The 15867-nt window shown below is 73.4% G+C and carries 19 protein-coding genes; 7 read left to right on the forward strand and 12 right to left on the reverse strand.

What is annotated here, in order from left to right; all coding sequences use genetic code 11:
* Position 1: 1 nt before the first annotated feature.
* Entirely contained in the window at positions 2 to 997 is a 996-nt protein-coding gene (locus J2W20_RS11295) for an ABC transporter ATP-binding protein (RefSeq protein WP_307006699.1), read from the reverse strand.
* Positions 998 to 1094: 97 nt separating this feature from the next.
* Here J2W20_RS11295 and J2W20_RS11300 point away from each other — a divergent pair, with 97 nt between their 5' ends.
* The gene (locus J2W20_RS11300) at positions 1095 to 2099 is read left to right on the forward strand and encodes an adenosine deaminase (RefSeq protein WP_307006700.1); all 1005 of its coding nucleotides are present in this window, start codon (positions 1095 to 1097) and stop codon (positions 2097 to 2099) included.
* On the opposite strand, the gene J2W20_RS11305 is transcribed toward J2W20_RS11300, so the two are convergent.
* From J2W20_RS11305 to J2W20_RS11315, 3 genes are read right to left on the reverse strand one after another with little or no spacing between them, the layout of a single operon-like run.
* Positions 2020 to 2808, reverse strand: coding sequence for a copper homeostasis protein CutC (locus J2W20_RS11305; protein ID WP_307006701.1), 789 nt, complete (start codon positions 2806 to 2808; stop codon positions 2020 to 2022). The two genes, J2W20_RS11300 and J2W20_RS11305, sit on opposite strands and share 80 nt — an antisense overlap.
* Positions 2793 to 3569: a glucosamine-6-phosphate deaminase gene (gene nagB, locus J2W20_RS11310; RefSeq protein WP_307006703.1), complete on the reverse strand. Its 777-nt coding sequence runs from the start codon at positions 3567 to 3569 to the stop codon at positions 2793 to 2795. Before nagB ends, J2W20_RS11305 begins: the two co-directional genes overlap by 16 nt.
* Positions 3570 to 3571: 2 nt before the next feature.
* Positions 3572 to 4819 carry a PTS transporter subunit EIIC gene (locus tag J2W20_RS11315; RefSeq protein WP_307006705.1) on the reverse strand — a complete coding sequence of 416 codons (1248 nt, stop codon included), beginning with the start codon at positions 4817 to 4819 and terminating at the stop codon, positions 3572 to 3574.
* Positions 4820 to 5033: 214 nt separating this feature from the next.
* Between J2W20_RS11315 and J2W20_RS11320 the strand changes: the two genes are divergently transcribed.
* Positions 5034 to 5297 (forward strand): PTS glucose/sucrose transporter subunit IIB, encoded by a 264-nt coding sequence (locus J2W20_RS11320; protein ID WP_307006707.1) that lies wholly within the window; start codon positions 5034 to 5036, stop codon positions 5295 to 5297.
* The gene (locus J2W20_RS11325; protein WP_307006709.1) at positions 5297 to 5764 is read left to right on the forward strand and encodes a PTS sugar transporter subunit IIA; all 468 of its coding nucleotides are present in this window, start codon (positions 5297 to 5299) and stop codon (positions 5762 to 5764) included. Before J2W20_RS11320 ends, J2W20_RS11325 begins: the two co-directional genes overlap by 1 nt.
* 15 nt (positions 5765 to 5779) lie before the next feature.
* Here the strand turns inward: J2W20_RS11325 and J2W20_RS11330 are convergent, their stop codons facing one another.
* The gene (locus J2W20_RS11330) at positions 5780 to 6529 is read right to left on the reverse strand and encodes a GntR family transcriptional regulator (protein WP_307006710.1); all 750 of its coding nucleotides are present in this window, start codon (positions 6527 to 6529) and stop codon (positions 5780 to 5782) included.
* A gap of 85 nt (positions 6530 to 6614) precedes the next feature.
* Here J2W20_RS11330 and J2W20_RS11335 point away from each other — a divergent pair, with 85 nt between their 5' ends.
* Positions 6615 to 7274 carry an HAD-IA family hydrolase gene (locus tag J2W20_RS11335; protein WP_307006711.1) on the forward strand — a complete coding sequence of 220 codons (660 nt, stop codon included), beginning with the start codon at positions 6615 to 6617 and terminating at the stop codon, positions 7272 to 7274.
* A 39-nt stretch (positions 7275 to 7313) separates the two neighbouring features.
* Here J2W20_RS11335 and J2W20_RS11340 read toward each other — a convergent pair whose 3' ends face one another.
* Positions 7314 to 7655: a TfoX/Sxy family protein gene (locus J2W20_RS11340; protein WP_307006712.1), complete on the reverse strand. Its 342-nt coding sequence runs from the start codon at positions 7653 to 7655 to the stop codon at positions 7314 to 7316.
* Positions 7656 to 7689: 34 nt separating this feature from the next.
* Between J2W20_RS11340 and J2W20_RS11345 the strand changes: the two genes are divergently transcribed.
* Entirely contained in the window at positions 7690 to 8616 is a 927-nt protein-coding gene (locus J2W20_RS11345; protein ID WP_307006713.1) for an NAD(P)-dependent oxidoreductase, read from the forward strand.
* Between the two features lie 57 nt (positions 8617 to 8673).
* Here J2W20_RS11345 and J2W20_RS11350 read toward each other — a convergent pair whose 3' ends face one another.
* Complete coding sequence (locus J2W20_RS11350) at positions 8674 to 9342, reverse strand: hypothetical protein (RefSeq protein ID WP_307006714.1); 669 nt, start codon at positions 9340 to 9342, stop codon at positions 8674 to 8676.
* A 107-nt stretch (positions 9343 to 9449) separates the two neighbouring features.
* Here J2W20_RS11350 and J2W20_RS11355 point away from each other — a divergent pair, with 107 nt between their 5' ends.
* Both J2W20_RS11355 and J2W20_RS11360 read left to right on the forward strand, forming a co-directional pair.
* Positions 9450 to 10160 carry a type 1 glutamine amidotransferase domain-containing protein gene (locus tag J2W20_RS11355; protein WP_307006716.1) on the forward strand — a complete coding sequence of 237 codons (711 nt, stop codon included), beginning with the start codon at positions 9450 to 9452 and terminating at the stop codon, positions 10158 to 10160.
* Between the two features lie 101 nt (positions 10161 to 10261).
* A complete protein-coding gene (locus tag J2W20_RS11360) occupies positions 10262 to 11383 on the forward strand; it encodes an alcohol dehydrogenase catalytic domain-containing protein (protein ID WP_307006717.1) in 1122 nt (373 codons plus the stop codon).
* 42 nt (positions 11384 to 11425) lie between these two features.
* On the opposite strand, the gene J2W20_RS11365 is transcribed toward J2W20_RS11360, so the two are convergent.
* The 5 genes from J2W20_RS11365 to J2W20_RS11385 all read right to left on the reverse strand — a co-directional run bounded on the left by J2W20_RS11365 (position 11426) and on the right by J2W20_RS11385 (position 15852).
* Entirely contained in the window at positions 11426 to 12952 is a 1527-nt protein-coding gene (locus J2W20_RS11365; protein ID WP_307006718.1) for a CYTH and CHAD domain-containing protein, read from the reverse strand.
* 9 nt (positions 12953 to 12961) lie between these two features.
* Positions 12962 to 13390 (reverse strand): hypothetical protein, encoded by a 429-nt coding sequence (locus tag J2W20_RS11370; protein ID WP_307006719.1) that lies wholly within the window; start codon positions 13388 to 13390, stop codon positions 12962 to 12964.
* A gap of 106 nt (positions 13391 to 13496) precedes the next feature.
* The gene (locus J2W20_RS11375; protein WP_373458006.1) at positions 13497 to 14600 is read right to left on the reverse strand and encodes a fatty acid desaturase family protein; all 1104 of its coding nucleotides are present in this window, start codon (positions 14598 to 14600) and stop codon (positions 13497 to 13499) included.
* Between the two features lie 90 nt (positions 14601 to 14690).
* Complete coding sequence (locus J2W20_RS11380; RefSeq protein WP_066496547.1) at positions 14691 to 14894, reverse strand: cold-shock protein; 204 nt, start codon at positions 14892 to 14894, stop codon at positions 14691 to 14693.
* Between the two features lie 232 nt (positions 14895 to 15126).
* Complete coding sequence (locus J2W20_RS11385) at positions 15127 to 15852, reverse strand: DUF4386 family protein (protein ID WP_307006720.1); 726 nt, start codon at positions 15850 to 15852, stop codon at positions 15127 to 15129.
* Positions 15853 to 15867: the final 15 nt, after the last annotated feature.

Raw genomic sequence — 15867 nt, forward strand, 5'->3', positions numbered from 1 at the left:
CTCAGGCCCCCGTGCTGGTGCTGGCCGGGGCCTTCTCGGCGGCGCGGCGCCGGCGGCGGTGGACGTCGTCGTGCTCCCCGCTCTCCGACCGGGCGACGGTGTCGCCATAATGCCGCAGGAAGAGCTCCTCGAGCGAGGCCGGCGCGACGAGCAGGCCCTGGACGCCCAGGCTGCCGAGCAGCGGGAGGACCTCGGCGACCCGGTCGGAGTCAGCGCCGAACTTGACCCGGCCCTCCGCCACGGTGAGGTCGTGGACCTCGGGCCGGAGCCCGAGCGCCGCGGTATCGATGTGGTCCGCCGCAAAGGAGATCTCCGTGCGGGTGAGGTGGCGCAGCGAGTCGAGGGTGCCGCCGTCGACGATCTTCCCGGAGCGGATGATGCTCACCCGGTCGGCGAGCCGCTCGACCTCGGAGAGGATGTGGCTCGAGAGGAGCACGGTGGCCCCATTCTGGGCGAGGGTGCGGACCTCCCGGGTGAAGACGGCCTCCATGAGCGGGTCGAGGCCGCTCGTGGGCTCGTCAAAGAGGTACAGCTCGGCGTCGGTCGCGAGGGCCGCGATGAGGGCGACCTTCTGGCGGTTGCCCTTCGAGTAGGCGCGGCCCTTCTTGGTGGGGTCGAAATCGAAGGTCTCGCACAGCTCCTTCTTGCGCGCCCGGTACTTCGCACGGTCCGCCGTGCCGCCGCGGAGCCGGGAGATGAGGTCGATCGCCTCGCCGCCGGAGAGGTTGGGCCAGATGCTCACGTCGCCGGGGATGCTCGCGATGCGGCGGTGGAGCTCGACGGCGTCGGTCCACGGATCGCCGCCGAGGACCGTGGCCGTGCCCGAGGTGGCCCGTGCGAGCCCGAGGAGGATGCGCAGGGTAGTGGACTTCCCAGCGCCGTTGGGGCCCAGGAAGCCGTGGATCTCTCCGCGCGCGACCTCAAGGTCGAGGCCGTCGAGGGCGTGCACCCGGCCGAAGTGCTTGTGGAGCCCGGAGGTGGCAATGACGGTGTCCATGCCTGCAGTGTGCGCCCGTTTCACAATCTTGTGAATGTTCAGCAGCGCAAAGAAACCGCAAGGGTTTCCGGCCCCGGCGTATGCGAAGGTAGTGCGCATGACGTCCCCCGCCCTGACCCTCCCCAAGGCCGAGCTCCACCTGCACATCGAGGGCACGCTCGAGCCCGAGCTCGCCTTCGAGCTGGCCGACCGCAACGGCGTGCGCCTCCCGTTCGGCTCCGTCGAAGAGCTGCGGTCCGCGTACCGGTTCGCCGACCTGCAGTCCTTCCTCGACCTGTACTACGCGTGCATGGACGTGCTGCGCACCCGGGAGGACTTCCGCGACCTCGCCGCCGCCTACCTCCGCCGGGCCGCGGCGGAGGGCGTGCGGCACGCCGAGCTGTTCTTCGACGCCCAGGCGCACACCGCCCGCGGCGTGGCCTACGCGGACGTCGTCGCGGGGCTGCGGGACGCGCTCGACGACGCCGCGCGCCAGGGCGTGACCGGCGGCCTCATCCTCTGCTTCCTCCGCGACGCCCCCGTCGCCGAGGCCGAGGCGGTCTGGGCCGAGGCGAGCCGGCGCCCGGAGGAGCTGCTCGGGGTGGGCCTGGACTCCGCCGAGGTGGGCCACCGGGTCGGCCCCTTCGCCCACATCTTCGCCGAGGCCCGCGGGCTCGGCCTGCACGCGGTGGCGCACGCGGGGGAGGAGGGCGGGGCGGACTATGTCTGGGAGGCGCTGCGGGAGCTCGGCGCCGAGCGGATCGACCACGGCATCCGGTCCCTCGAGGACCCCGAGCTGGTCCGCCACCTCGCCGAGGAGCGCGTGCCGCTGACCGTGTGCCCGTTCTCCAACGTGCGCCTCCGCGCCGTGGACACGCTCGCGGACCACCCGCTGCCGGCCATGCTCGCCGCGGGCCTGCACGTGACCGTCAACTCGGACGACCCCGCCTACTTCGGCGGCTACGCGGGGGAGAACCTCGCGGCCGTGGCGGAGCAGTTCGGGCTGGGCAGCGCGGAGCTCGCCCGGCTGGCCCGCAACTCGGTCACCGGCAGCTTCGCGCCCGAGGCTCGCCGGCGTGAGCTCCTGGCAGACGTGGACGCGTGGGAGGCGTCCGCCCGCTAGCGACCGCGTGCGCGATGCCCGCCGCGGCTCCCGGGTCGATCACACCGTCCGCGCCGCGGGCGGAGGCGTGCACCGCGTGCACCCCGGCGTCGACCAGCGCGGGCACGAGGCCCGCGGTCACGCCGCCGCCGGCCATGATCTGCAGGCCCGGCGCGTGCTCCCGCGCCAGCGCGACGAGATCGCGCAGCCCTGCGGCGCCCTGGCCGCAGTCCGGGGCGCCGGCGCTGGTCAGCACCCGGTCTGCCCCGGCCGCCGCGAGCCGGGCGAGGGCCCCGGCGCGGTCCGCGCCCGCGGCCAGCGCGGCGTCGAACGCGCGGTGGAAGGTCACCTCCGCGCGCGGGTCCGCCCCGCGCACGACGCCGGCCACTCGCCGGAACGCCTCGGCGTCCGGGCCGCCGTCGGACGCCAGCATCCCCACAACCACCCCCGCGGCGCCGGCCCGGACGGCGAGCACGCAGTCCCGCTCGATGGTCCGCAGCTCCTCGCCCGAGTAGGCGAAGCCGCCGGCGCGGGGGCGGACGAGGACGTGCACGGGGACCCCCACCGCGCACGCGGCCTCGATCGCGGCCTGGCTCGGCGTGATCCCGTCCGTGGCCGCGAGCGCCGCGCACAGCTCCACGCGCGCGGCGCCCGCGGCGGCCGCCACCCGGGCGCCCGCGGCGGACTCCACGGCGAACTCGAGGGCCGGGGTGCTCAGAAGCCCTGCCACGCCGGCTTCCGGCCGAACGTGTACTGGTAGTACTCGGTGTGCGCGAGCCGGGATGCCGCCGCCGCGTCGACGAGCACCGTCACGTGCGGGTGCAGCTGGAGCGCCGAGGCGGGGCAGAGGGCGGCCACGGGTCCCTCGACCGCGGCCGCGACGGCCTCTGCCTTTGCCTCCCCGAGGCCCAGGAGCAGGAGGTGCCGCGCCTCGAGGATCGTGCCGAGGCCCTGCGTGAGGACGTGCTCCGGGACCTCATCCGGGCTGGCGAAGAAGCGCGCGTTGTCCCGCCGCGTCTGCTCGGTGAGGGTCTTGATTCGGGTGCGCGAGGCGAGGGAGCTCATGGGCTCGTTGAACCCGACGTGCCCGTCGGTGCCGATGCCGAGCAGCTGGACGTCCACCCCGCCCGCGGCGGCGATCGAGGCCTCGTAGCGGCGGGCTTCGGCGGCCGGGTCGGCGGCCTCGCCGTCGAGCCCGTGCACGGCGTCCGCGGCGAAGTCCACGTGGCCGGCGAACTCGCGCCGGATCACGGAACGGTACGACTCGGGGTGCTCAGCGGGCAGGCCCACGTACTCGTCGAGCAGGAATGCCTGGGCGTCGGCGAAGCTCAGGCCGTGCCGGTGCCGTTCGATGAGCTCGCGGTAGGTGCCCAGCGGGGTGGATCCGGTCGCGAGGCCCAGGACGGACGGGCCGCGGCGCACCCGCTCCTCGATGATGTCCGCGGCCGTGCGCGCCACCGCGTCGGGGTCGGGAAGGACGATGATCTCCATGCCTACTTGGCCGCCTCGGTGTCGACCGTGACCTCGTCGTCCTCGCGCCCCGGCGTGCGCAGGTTCCAGCGCTTGATGACGAACGAGAAGAGGAAGTAGTACACGAGGCCGTAGCCGATGCCGATCGGGATGAGCAGCCACGCGTTCTGGGCCTTGCCGAAGTTCAGGATGTAGTCGATCAGGCCGGCCGAGAAGGTGAAGCCGTCGTGGATGCCGAGGGCATTGACGAGGGCCAGCGAGGTCCCGGTGAGGAAGGCATGGACGATGTAGAGGGGGAACGCGACGAACATGAACGAGTACTCGAGAGGCTCGGTGATGCCCGTGAGGAACGCGGTGAGGGCGGTGGAGAGCATGATGCCGCCCACGATCTTCTTCTGCGACGGCTTCGCATGCCGCCAGATGGCCAGCGCGGCGGCGGGCAGGCCGAACATCATGATCGGGAAGAAGCCGGTCATGAACACGCCCGCGGAGGGGTCGCCGGCGAAGAAGCGGTTGAGGTCGCCGCGGACGAGGTGGCCGGAGGCGTCGGTGTAGTCGCCGATGAGGAACCAGACCACGGAGTTGAGGATGTGGTGCAGACCGGCGGGGATGAGCATGCGGTTGGCGAACCCGTACACGCCGCCGCCCACCACGGAGTTCGAGGCCACGGCCTGGCCCACCCAGCCCAGGGCCGAGTTGAAGATCGGGTAGAGCAGGGAGAGCACGACGCCGGCCACGAGGCTGGTCACGGAGGTCAGGATGGGCACGAGGCGGCGTCCGGAGAAGAAGCCGAGGAAGTCGGGCAGCTTGGTCCGGTAGAACCTCTGCCAGAGGCTCGCCGAGAAGAGGCCGACGATGATGCCCGCCAGGACGCCGTAGTTGATGACGGCCGGCTTGCCGGTCGGGTCCACCTGTCCGGCGAGGACGATCGGGGACATGGCCTTGAACACGCCGTCGATCACCATGTAGCCCACCACGGCGGCGAGCGCCGTGGAGCCGTCGGACTTCTTCGCCCAGCCGATCGCGATGCCGACGGCGAAGATGAGCGGGAGCCACTGGAACACGGCGTTGCCGGCGGCCGAGATGACGGACGCGCCCTGGCCGAAGCCGGGGATCGCGCCGAGGAGGTCGGCCTGGCCGAGCCGCAGGAGGATGCCCGCGGCGGGCAGGACCGCGATGGGCAGCATGAGCGTGCGGCCGAGCCGCTGCAGGGTCGCGAAGACCACGTTGGGCTTCTTTTCCGGCGCCTGGGCCGAGGTGTCAGTCGACATGGGATGCACCTTTGCGGGTTCGGGTCGAGGGGTCTTGTGGCGGGCCGGTCTCTGCCGGTACTGTCTGGTTATGACCAGTTCAGTGTGAGACGGCCCACCACGGGGTGTCAAGGGGGTGACCCCGTCGGCGGTTCCGCCCACACTGGTCCCACACGGGACCGGCTGGTCCCGGCAACAGGGTCAGACCAGCAGCACAGTTGCACCAGCAGCACAGTTGCACCAGCAGCACAGTCAGAGAGGACATGCCATGTCGAAGGCAGAGAAGATCGTCGCGGGCCTGGGCGGCGCCGCCAACATCGTGGAAGTGGAGGCCTGCATCACGCGCCTGCGCACCGAGGTCAAGGACGCCTCGCTCGTGAACGAGGCCGCGCTCAAGGCGGCCGGCGCCCACGGGGTGCTCGCCGCCGGCAGCGCGGTCCAGGTGATCGTGGGCCCCGAGGCGGACACGCTCGCCGAGGACATCGAGGACCTCCTCTGATGCCCCCGGCGCTCGTGGTCCGGGCCCCGCTCGCGGGCCGCTCCCTGCCGCTCGCCGAGGTCCCGGACCCGGTGTTCGCGGCGCAGATGGTCGGCTCCGGTGCGGCGGTCGAGCCCCCTGCGGGCGCGCCGTTCGAGGTCGTCTCGCCGGTGGCCGGCACGATCGTCAAGCTCCTGCCGCACGCGTTCATCGTGGTCGACGGCGCGGGGCGCGGCGTCCTGACCCACGTGGGGATCGACACCGTGAAGCTCAAGGGCGAGGGGTTCGAGCTGCTCGCCGCGAAGGGCGACACGGTCGACGCCGGCGCGCCGGTGATGCGCGTGGACCCGGCCGCCGCCGTGGCCGCCGGGTACTCGATGGTGAGCCCCGTCGTCGTGCTCGACACGAAGCCGGACACCGCGACCGTGCTGGCCTCCGGCGAGGTGGCCGCAGGGGCCGAGCTGTTCTCCGTCAACGGCGCCGGCTGAGCCAGGCCCCGGGCCCTACAGCCGCACCTCCATGCTGAGGGCGTACCGGTCGGAGCGGTACCACGAGCGGGCGTGCTCGATCGGCAGCTCGCCGGAGTAGGAGACGCGGTCGAAGAACAGGATCGGGGCCCCCGCCCCGGTGCCCAGGAGCACGCCGATGTCCGAGGGGGCGCCCTCGGCGCGGACGGTCTGGCGGGCGCGGTCGATCTGGTGGCCGAACTCGGAGGCGAGCGCCCTGTAGACCGAGCCCGTCAGGTCGATCCCCAGCAGGCCGGCTGCGTGCACCGGGTGGTACCACGCGTCGTCGACGCTCACCGGACGGCCGTCGGCCAGGCGCAGGCGGCGGAGGTGGATCGCCTCGGTCCCGGGGGAGAGGCCGAGCGCCTCGGCGGTGTCCTCGGGCGCCGCCGCATGCTCGGCCGTGAGCACCACCGTGCTGGCGGTGAGCCCGCGACCCTCCATCTCCTGCGTGAAGGAGGCGAGGTGGAGCGTGGACTGGATCGCGGAGTCGGCCACGAACGTGCCCTTGCCGGGCGCCCGGACCAGGTGCCCCTCCGTGACGAGCCGGCCGATCGCGGCGCGGACGGTGATGCGGGAGACCCCGTAGGCATCCATGAGGGCCCGCTCGCTGGGCAGGCGGTCGCCCGGTTCGAGCTCCTCCTTGGCCAGCCTGAGGATGATCGAGCGGAGCTGCTCGTGCTTGGGCACGCTCGAGTTGTTGATCGCGCTGCCCGTGGTCCGCGCGTCAGACGGAGTCGCTGGCACTGAGGCCTCCTCGCTGCTGGTTCGATCCAGATAGGACCACTACGGGGATTATGCCATGTACGGTGGAGACCCAGGAGGAGAACGCATGACCTTTGAGACCATCGCCGCCCGCGCCGTCCTGCTGGACATGGACGGCACCCTGGTGAACTCCGACGCCGTGGTGGAGCGCCTCTGGGCCGAGTGGGCCGCCGAGCACGGCCTCGCCTGGGCCACCGTGGAGCCGCTCATCCACGGCCGGCAGGGCTGGCTCACCATGTCCCTGCTGCTGCCCGACCGGCCGCACGCCGAGAACCTCGCCGACGAGGCCCGCATGCTCGACGCGTCCCGCGAGGACGTGGCCGGGGTGGTGCCGGTCCCGGGCGCCGCGGACCTCCTCGCGGCGCTCGCGGGCATCCCCCACACCCTCGTCACCTCGGCGGACGACGACCTCGCGCGCCGCCGCATGGCGGCCGCCGGGCTGCCCTTCCCCGACCTCGCCGTCACCGCGGAGCTGGTCGCCGCGAGCAAGCCCGACCCGGAGGGCTTCCTCCTCGCAGCCTCGCAGCTCGGTGCGCTCCCGGGGGAATGCCTCGTCCTCGAGGACTCCGAGGCCGGGATCATGGCGGGGCTCGCCGCCGGGGCGAGGGTGCTCGGCATCGGCGAGCGCGCGGCGTCGTACTCGCCGACCTACTGGGCCGCGGACCTCACCGGCGTGGCGCTCGCCAGGACCGACGACGGCGCCGCCCTCCTCACGCTCGCGGGCTGAGGGTTTCGGCTCCGCTCACCCCGCCGGGCCCCCGCCCGGCTACTTCGGCGGCAGGGACGCGGCATACTCGACGCCGATCCGGACCCAGCGGGCGAGGTCCTCGTCCGAGGCGACCGCGGCGTCGTCCACGCGCAGCCAGCCGTCCAGGGACCGGCCGCGCATCACCGCGCGCTCGGCCCCCGGCTCGGCGCACAGGGCGCCGCTCGAGGCCGGGTCGGCGCGCAGGAGCAGTCCGCCCTGCGCCGACGCGCTCACGGCCATGTTCCCGCCGATCAGGAAGGCGAGCCCGCCGAACATCTGCTGCTCCGTCGCGCCGCGGGCGCCGTCGATGCCGGCCAGGACAGCGCGGATGCGGTCCGCCAGCTCGTTGCAGTACACCACGCGCCCATGGTCGCAGCGGTGCCGTCCGCGGACAATGGGTGACCGCGGCGGTTCCCGGGTACGAGAACCAGCGTTGGACGAGGCGATTCAGGAGGATTACATGGCAACCACGGCAGCAGTGCTCGGGACCGGCATCATGGGCGCGGGGATGGCGAAGAACCTCGCGAAGGCGGGCTTCGACGTCGTCGTCTGGAACCGCAGCCACGACAAGGCGGCGGCGCTCGCGGACAGCGTCTCGCGGGTCGCCGGGAGCGCCAGGGAAGCGGTGGCGGACGCGGACATCGTGGTGACCATGCTCTTCGACGAGGCCGCCGTGAGGGACGTCATGGCCGATGCGCTGCCCGCCATGAAGGACGCGGCCGTGTGGGTGCAGAGCGCCACGATCGGTGTGGACGGCGCCCAGAGGCTCGCCGAGCAGGCCCGGTCCGCGCGCGTCGCCTTCGTGGACGCGCCGGTGGTCGGCACCCGGCAGCCGGCCGAGGAGGGGACCCTCACGGTGATGGCGGGATGCGCACCCGAGCTGCGCGACGCCGTCGCCCCCGTGTTCGAGGCTGTCGGCGCGAAGACGGTGTGGGTCGGCGACGAGCCCGGCGACGGGCAGCGGCTCAAGCTCGTGATGAACTCGTGGGTGCTCACGATCGTGGGCGGCACGGCGCAGGCGGTCGGCCTCGCCCGCGGCCTCGGCATCGACCCGCAGCTGTTCCTCGACTCGATCGCCGGCGGCGGGACGGACAGCCCGTACGCGCAGCTGAAGGGCAAGGCCATGCTCGCCGGCGAGTTCCCGCCCGCGTTCCCGCTCGACGGTGCCGCGAAGGACGCCGGCCTCATCGCCGACGCCCTGCGCGCCGCCGGAGTCAGCCCGGTGCTCATGGACGCGCTGCGGGACCGCTTCGAGGCTGGCATCGCCGCGGGGCACGGGGGCGAGGACATGGCCTCCGTCGTGGAGGCGTTCAGGGAGTAGCGCGCGCCCGCCGGAAGCCGCCGGCGGCCCAGTCCGGCGGTCGGGGCCAAGCCGGCCTCAGGACCGCGCCCGGCGGTACGAGTACTCCCGCAGCCGGCGGGTCCAGCCGTAGGTCCCGGCCGTGGGCAGCGGGTTGAGCAGCGGGTCGAAGCGCAGCGCGCTGTCCCGCACGGCACCATCGTCCCCGAGCGCGGGCGTCAGGTGCAGGGCGCCGAAGCGGTGCCAGCGGCCCAGCGGCGTGGCCCAGGACAGTGCCAGGGTCCACGTCGCGCTGTCCCGGAGGCGGCCCGGCGCCCCCGGGTCGGGGCCGAGCGTCCGCGCCCCGAGGAGCACCGGCCCGCGCGAACCGCGGTACGGCATGAGCGAGGTCAGCCGGGCGGCCCCGGCCGTGCGGTGCGCCGTCAGGCAGAAGCGGCCGGGCACCCGCCATCCGGTCGAGGCGAGCAGGAGGTCCGCGGCGCCGTCGTCCGTGGGGAAGCGCAGCGCGAGCCCGAGGATGTCCGGCCAGCCGGACGGCAGGCCGAGCGAGCGGGAGAGCCGGGCCGCCACCGTCCGCGAGGAGGGGGTGTCGAGGAACGGGATGCCCGCGGCGCCCCCGGTGATCTCGAGCGTCCCGTTCATCAGCACGCCCTGCGGGTGGATCGGGCGGTCCGGCCGGAGCGCCTTCACAGCGCCGAAGCCGGCGGCGAAGAGGCGTCCGAAGGAGGTGGTCAGACGGTGGGCCATGGGAACGTCCCTCTCTGGGTCAGCGGTGCGGCAGGAGCCGGTGGGTCACCCGGCCGCCGTCTGGGTAATACCCACCCGCATCCCAGCAATCGGCACATGGAGGAAGTATGAGCAGGATCCTGATGATCGTCACCGGCGCCACGGAGCTCCGCCTCGCCGACGGCACCTCGCATCCCACCGGCTTCTGGGCCGAGGAGCTCGCCACGGCCCACCGTGAACTGACCCGCGCCGGGCACTCCGTCGTCATCGCGACGCCGGACGGCGTGACCCCCACCCCGGATGCGGTCAGCCTCGACGCCGAGCAGGTCGGCTCCCAGGAGAAGGCCGACGAGCTCGCCGCCTACCTGCGCGAGATCTCCGGGGAGCTCGAGGCCGCCGTGCCCATCTCCTCGGTGGACGTCTCCGAGTTCGACGCGGTGGTGCTCCCGGGCGGCCACGGCCCCATGACCGACCTCGCGTTCGACGCCCAGACCGGCCGCGTGCTCGCGGCGGCGAACGCGGCGGGCACGGTCATCGCGCCGTTCTGCCACGGTCCCGCCGCGCTCCTGGCCGCCAAGGCCGAGGACGGCACCAACGTGTTCGCCGGGCGCAGGGTGACGGCCTTCACGGACGAGGAGGAGCGTACCGGCGGCACCGGCGAGAAGACGCCCTGGTGGGTCGAGTCCGCGCTGCGCGACGCGGGCCTCGAGGTCGAGACGGCGCCCGCCTGGAGCGACCACGTCGTGGTGGACGGGAACCTCATCTCGGGCCAGAACCCCCAGTCGAGCGCCTCGGTGGCCCGAGAGGTGATCGACGCCCTCGGGCGCGGCGCCAGCTGAGTGCCGCGGCCGGGCGCGCCCCGCTGGGCACCGAGGTGCTTGGCGGGGCGCGCTCTGCCTGCTTGACTGCCACCAGCGCACCCGACCCCGAAGGAGTCCGCATGCCCGCCTCCCGCACCATCCGCGGCGCCGTCCTGAACACCCTGGGCGCCGAGCCGCCCTACGCGGACTCCCGCCCCATCACGGTGGACGAGCTCGAGCTGGAGGGCCCCGGGCCCGGCGAGCTGATGGTCCGCATCGAGGCGGCGGGGCTGTGCCACTCCGACCTCTCGGTGGTCAACGGCTCCCGCCCCCGCCCCCTGCCCATGCTCCTGGGGCACGAGGCCGCCGGCATCGTCGAGGAGGTCGGCGAGGGCGTGGAGTCCGTGCGCCCCGGACAGCGCGTCGTGATGACCTTCCTGCCCCGCTGCGGCGAATGCTCCGCGTGCGCCACGGACGGCCGGCTGCCGTGCGAGCGGGGGAGCGCGGCGAACACGGCCGGGACGCTCCTCACCGGCACCCGGCGGCTGCGCCGCTCCGGGGAGACCGTCCAGCACCACTTAGGGGTCTCCGGCTTCGCGACCCACGCCGTGGTGGACGAGCGGTCCGTGGTCCCCGTCGGCGACGACGTCCCGCCCCACGTCGCGGCCCTGCTCGGCTGCGCGGTGCTCACGGGAGGCGGGGCGCTGCTGAACGCGGGCAGGATCACTCCCGAGACCACGGTCGCCGTGGTGGGCCTCGGGGGCGTGGGCATGGCCGGGCTGCTCACGGCCCTCGCCACGGGGTGCCCGGTCGTGGCGGTGGACGCGCAGGAGTCCAAGCTCGAGACCGCCCGCGCGTGGGGCGCAGCGGAGGCGCTCACCCCGGCCCAGGCCCTCGAGCGGGGCGTGCAGGCTGACGTGGTCCTCGAGGCGGTGGGCCATCCGCGGGCGTTCGAGACCGCGTACCGGCTGCTCGGCCTCGGCGGGACGCTCGTGACCGTCGGGCTGCCCGCCCCCGGCGCGACCGCTCAGATCGAGCCGCTGCAGCTGACCGCGAAGGCCCAGACCGTGGTGGGCAGCTACCTCGGCTCGGCGGTGCCCAAGCGCGATGTGCCCGCATTCGAGCGGCTCTGGCGCGAGGGCCGCCTCCCGCTCGAGCGGCTGGTGTCGCGCCGGATCGGCCTCGAGGAGATCAACGAGGGCATGGATGCGCTCGCCTCGGGCTCGGTGATCCGCCAGGTCGTGACGTTCGACGGCGTGTAGCGGCTGCCGCGCAGGCCTCGCCTCCGCGCTGCCTCGCGGGGCTCAGGCGTGGTCGTCGAGGAAGCGGGTCCACTCGCGCCGGAATCCGGCGCGGGCCTCGGCGGCACGCAGCTCCTCGAGGGCGTGGAGCCGGCCGAAGCTGAACGCGCTCTCCCCGTCGGCCTGGGCGGCGGCCGCGAGCTCGAGCAGGTGGGCCCTGCTCACCACGGTGTCCTGCAGCTCCCCGAGGGTGTCCTGGAGGCGCTCGGCGGACGCCGCGAGCTTCTTGGCGCGCTTGCCGAGCACCGGTTCGGCAGCCTCGCCCGCGTAGCGCAGCCGCTTGGCGCTCTTGCGCACCTCGTGGAGGGCCGCGTCGAGGGCGTCCACATCGAGGGGGTCGGCGTCCTCGAGCTCCTCGGCCGCCCGGACGGCGTCCTGCAGCCGCCCGACGTCCTTCGCGAGACGGCGCGCCACCGCCTTCCGTGCCGGCTTCCGGCCGCGGTCCACGAGCGGGGGCGCGTCGAGGAAGGCGTCGAGCGAGTCCAGGAGGCGGAAGTAGCGCTCGCTGTCCAAGGCGACCAGGCCGGCGTCGTGCGCCTGCCGGTAGCGGAAGTCCGACTCCTCCTCGATCCGGCGCACCACCGGCCCGAGCAGCAGCGCGTGCGGCTGGTCGCCGGCGAGGGCGGTCAGGCGCCCGCGCATGACTTCGACGTCGCGCGCCTGCCCGACGGTGCCCGCGAGCCACTGGAGCTCGTCGCGGAGCCGGTTCGCGGCGTCCGCGTCGACGAATTTCCTGAACGATGCGAGGGCCGAGCGCATGCGGCGTGCGCTGACGCGGAGCTGGTGCACGGCATCGGGCGCGTCGAGCCGGACGCCGGGGTCGTGGGCCAGGAGCGCCTCGGCGTGCCGGCGCACGTAGGCCACGAGCACGACGCCGGCTTCCCCCTTCCGCTCGGGCCCCGCCTGCTGCTCGGACGGGTGCTGGAGCGCGGGCCCGAGGGCGCGGACGAGCTTGGAGGGGAGCGCGGCGGGGTGGATCCCGTCGGCGGCGAGCAGCTCGTCGGCCGCCTCGAGCAGGTCCTCGCTGCCCGTGACGAGCTCGAGTTCCCATTCGCGCCACCGCTGGCCCGGGCCGATGCCGGGCGGGACCTGGGACTCGACGTGGTCGTCGCTGAACTCGGCGAGGACCCCGCCGGCGGCGTCGAAGAGCTCGGTCGCGGTGCGGCGGGTGGACAGGCGGGCGATCGGCACGAGGCCGGCGCCGCGGGTGTGGGCGCCCACCAGCCCGCGGAACCTGTCCGGCACCGTGGCGGTGTCCAGACGGAGGGGCTCGTGGAGCTCCTGCCGGGCGCCCGAGTCCGCGGGGAGCTTGAGGTGCCAGCCCGCGTCCGGACCGCCTGTCCGGCGCCGCAGCGTGATGCGGTGCCGGGCGAGGGCGAAGTCCTGGGTGTCGAAGTACACGGCGTCGAGCAGGCGCGTCTGGGGCGTGCCGATCCGTTCGACGCCGGGGAGCCCGGCGAGGGAGGGGACAGGCGTGTCCGCGTCGACGCTGTACTTGCGTTCCACCTCGAGGGCGTCCTGGCCGGCCATGGGCCCAGCCTACGGGGGCCCGGTGGGCAGCGCACCGGGCGGGGCCGCGGGGGGCGGGGCTGCTGCCGCGTAGGCGGCGGCGATCCCGGGGGCGACCGCCTGGAAGACGGTGGCACCGCCGGGCATGACCATGTAGGCGAGGAACTCCTCGTCGAAAGTGGTGATGCCCGCATCGACGGCATCGAGCTTGGCCTGGACGAGCGCGGAGAGCTGGCGCCAGCCGCGCCGGGCGGCCTCCTGTGCGTGGGGCAGGTCGGACGTCGCGGCCGGGAGGGCGAGGAGGAAGTGGTGGCCGCCGGAGCGGAAGGTGATCCTGGTCTTTCCGCGCTCGGAGGCGAACCGGATCCCGGTGGCCCCGGCGGAGGCGAGCATCGTCTGGATCTCGGCCTGGGAGGCCGAGCAGGTGACGGAGGCCCCGCGGATGTAGTTGCTTCTCATGGTGCGGAGTGCCCCCGGGGGCCGGCCCAGGTTCCGGGCGGCGATGTCGCAGCCTGCACAGTCGGCACCGCGCTGGAATGCGGTCTGCGCGCTGCAGGGTGGGACATCACGCGCGCCGGTACTGGGCGGTGATGGGGCACTCGAACGGGTCGCGGGCGGCGAGCCCGACCCGGTTGAGGTAGGCGATGACGATCCCGTAGGAGCGCCACAGGGTCGTCTCCGTGTAGGGGACCGCGAGGGCGCGGCATTGTTCGCGCACGAGCCTGCGGGCACGGCCCAGGTGGGGCCGGGGCATGCTGGGGAAGAGGTGGTGCTCGACCTGGTAGTTCAGGCCGCCCATGAGCCAGGTGGCCCACCAGCCGCCGGCGATGTTGCGGGAGGTGCGGACCTGCTTGCTGAAGAAGTCGAGCCTCGCGTCCCGGGCGATCACCGGCATCCCCTTGTGGTTGGGGGCGAACGTGGCCCCCATGTAGAGGCCGAAGACGGCGACCTGGACGCCGAGGAACGCGAAGGCCATGCCGACGGGGAGGAGCCAGAAGAGCGGGACCAGCAGGAGCCCGAACCGGAGGGTGAGGAGGCCGAGCTCGGTCCATCGGCCGCGGACCGGTCCGCGGGAGAAGAGGTGGCGGAAGCTCAGGAAGTGCAGGTTGAGGCCCTCGAGCGTCAGCAGCGGGAAGAACAGCCAGCCCTGGTGCCGCGTGATGAGCCTGCGCAGGCCACGGGCCTGGGACGCGTCCTCCTCGATGAACGAGATGGTGTCCACCTCGATGTCCGGGTCGCGGCCCACCCGGTTCGGGTTGGCGTGGTGCCGGGAGTGCTTGGAGTCCCACCACGAGTAGCTCATCCCGACGACGGCGGCGAGGGCGCGGGCCAGCCTGTCGTTCGCGGGGCCGGTGGAGAGGATCTGCCGGTGGGCGGCCTCGTGGGCCATGAAGGCGACCTGGGTGAACAGGATGCCCAGCCCTGCGGCGATGAGGAGCTGGAACCAGCTCTCGCCGAGGAGGACGGAGCCGGTGAGGAAACCGCCCAGAACGGCCAGCAGTGCTCCGCCGAGGAGCGAGTAGAACCACGGTGTGCGCCGCAGCAGGCCGTCGTCGCGCACCATCTGCGCCACGTGGAGGTAGGCCTTGGTCAGCGGCGGGAACGTATAGGTTCCTGCATGCGGCTGACGAGTCGAGGGGACTGCGGGGCTGGAGACTGTGGTTATCAGGCGACTTTCAGGTCTGGGGAGGGTGCTTGGAGTAGAAACGATGCCCGCGGGCGGGGCGCCGGCGGCGGCCCGCCCGCGGCGTCGCTCATGTCAGAGGGCGCGGATGTTCGCAGCCTGCGGGCCCTTGGGGCCGCGCTCGGAATCGAACTCGACGCGCTGACCCTCTTCGAGGGAGCGGTAGCCGGACGAGTTGATGGCGCTGTAGTGGGCGAAGACGTCGGGGGTGCCGTCCTCAGGCGCGATGAAGCCGAAGCCCTTTTCGGAGTTGAACCATTTCACGGTGCCAGTGGCCATGTTGCTTTCCTTCTGTGTGGATGTGACCCCTGTGCAGGGGCCGGTTGCCGGGCCGACGACGTCGACGCGGACAGCTGTGGTGGTGGGGGAATGATGTGCGAGGCAGTGCGCGGTGCGGGCGTCCAAGAGCGGTCGCGGCCCGGCGGTCGAAGGCCTTGCGGCAAGAAGTCTGAGAGGCGCCCTCAATCTGAGGGGCGGTGACCAGCCGCTTTTCTGACAGCTGGCGTTTGTATCACTCTACAGCTTTCCGGCCCCTGTGTCCCGCCAGCCCCAGGAGGGCGATGCCGACGGCCGCGATCCAGACCCACAGGAGCGGCCCGTAGACCGTGTAGAGGGCGGTGACGGCGAACCTGAGCACCTCGCTCGCCAGGCCGAGGGCCCCGGTGGCGATCCCGAGCCAGCCCATCCAGTGCGGGAGCGGGCCGCGGACCATGGGCACGCTGATGAGCAGGACGCCCAGCGGCGTGAGCGCTCCCGCGAGGGTGACGGTGTTGTTCTCTGCCACGAGCGCCTCCGCGGCCGCGACGAAAGCCGGCCGCGCGGCGTCGTCCGCGGCGGACCACGCATCGCTGAGCGTGACGAGCGAGAGGGTGCCCACGCTCGAGGTGGGCACCGCGAGCAGCGCCGTCCACGAGGCCGCCCCGACCACGAACCCCAGCAGCGCGAGGGCCGCGTTCGTGGGCAGCAGGGCGACCAGGAGCGCCGTGAACACCACGAGGCCGAACAGGGACGGGACGAGCCACAGGAGCTGCTGGGCGATATAGGAGGCCTTGTGCCCCGCGATGAACTGCAGCGTCGCCTCGCCGCCCGAGGCCGGGGGCGCGTCCACGGCGTAGAGCGCCAGCGCGGCCACATCGAAGAGGACGAACAGGAGCGCCGCCGCCCCCGCAACCCGGTACAGGGGAGTCCAGGTCCGGGAGGCCCAGGCACGGGTGCCGGGCCCGGTGGTCGCCGTCATGCTCTTCAGGCTAGG

The sequence above is a fragment of the Sinomonas atrocyanea genome (assembly GCF_030812675.1).
In the GTDB taxonomy this organism is placed as follows: Bacteria; Actinomycetota; Actinomycetes; order Actinomycetales; family Micrococcaceae; genus Sinomonas; species Sinomonas atrocyanea_B.

What these genes read in the sequence shown, in the direction of transcription:
- J2W20_RS11355 (WP_307006716.1), top strand. Translation starts at nt 9,450, where the DNA reads ATGAGCAGGATCCTGATGATCGTCACCGGCGCCACGGAGCTCCGCCTC.
- J2W20_RS11350 (WP_307006714.1), bottom strand. Translation starts at nt 9,342, where the DNA reads ATGGCCCACCGTCTGACCACCTCCTTCGGACGCCTCTTCGCCGCCGGC.
- J2W20_RS11325 (WP_307006709.1), top strand. Translation starts at nt 5,297, where the DNA reads ATGCCCCCGGCGCTCGTGGTCCGGGCCCCGCTCGCGGGCCGCTCCCTG.
- J2W20_RS11360 (WP_307006717.1), top strand. Translation starts at nt 10,262, where the DNA reads ATGCCCGCCTCCCGCACCATCCGCGGCGCCGTCCTGAACACCCTGGGC.
- J2W20_RS11315 (WP_307006705.1), bottom strand. Translation starts at nt 4,819, where the DNA reads ATGTCGACTGACACCTCGGCCCAGGCGCCGGAAAAGAAGCCCAACGTG.
- J2W20_RS11380 (WP_066496547.1), bottom strand. Translation starts at nt 14,894, where the DNA reads ATGGCCACTGGCACCGTGAAATGGTTCAACTCCGAAAAGGGCTTCGGC.
- J2W20_RS11335 (WP_307006711.1), top strand. Translation starts at nt 6,615, where the DNA reads ATGACCTTTGAGACCATCGCCGCCCGCGCCGTCCTGCTGGACATGGAC.
- J2W20_RS11370 (WP_307006719.1), bottom strand. Translation starts at nt 13,390, where the DNA reads ATGAGAAGCAACTACATCCGCGGGGCCTCCGTCACCTGCTCGGCCTCC.
- J2W20_RS11295 (WP_307006699.1), bottom strand. Translation starts at nt 997, where the DNA reads ATGGACACCGTCATTGCCACCTCCGGGCTCCACAAGCACTTCGGCCGG.
- J2W20_RS11385 (WP_307006720.1), bottom strand. Translation starts at nt 15,852, where the DNA reads ATGACGGCGACCACCGGGCCCGGCACCCGTGCCTGGGCCTCCCGGACC.
- J2W20_RS11345 (WP_307006713.1), top strand. Translation starts at nt 7,690, where the DNA reads ATGGGTGACCGCGGCGGTTCCCGGGTACGAGAACCAGCGTTGGACGAG.
- J2W20_RS11365 (WP_307006718.1), bottom strand. Translation starts at nt 12,952, where the DNA reads ATGGCCGGCCAGGACGCCCTCGAGGTGGAACGCAAGTACAGCGTCGAC.
- nagB (WP_307006703.1), bottom strand. Translation starts at nt 3,569, where the DNA reads ATGGAGATCATCGTCCTTCCCGACCCCGACGCGGTGGCGCGCACGGCC.
- J2W20_RS11300 (WP_307006700.1), top strand. Translation starts at nt 1,095, where the DNA reads ATGACGTCCCCCGCCCTGACCCTCCCCAAGGCCGAGCTCCACCTGCAC.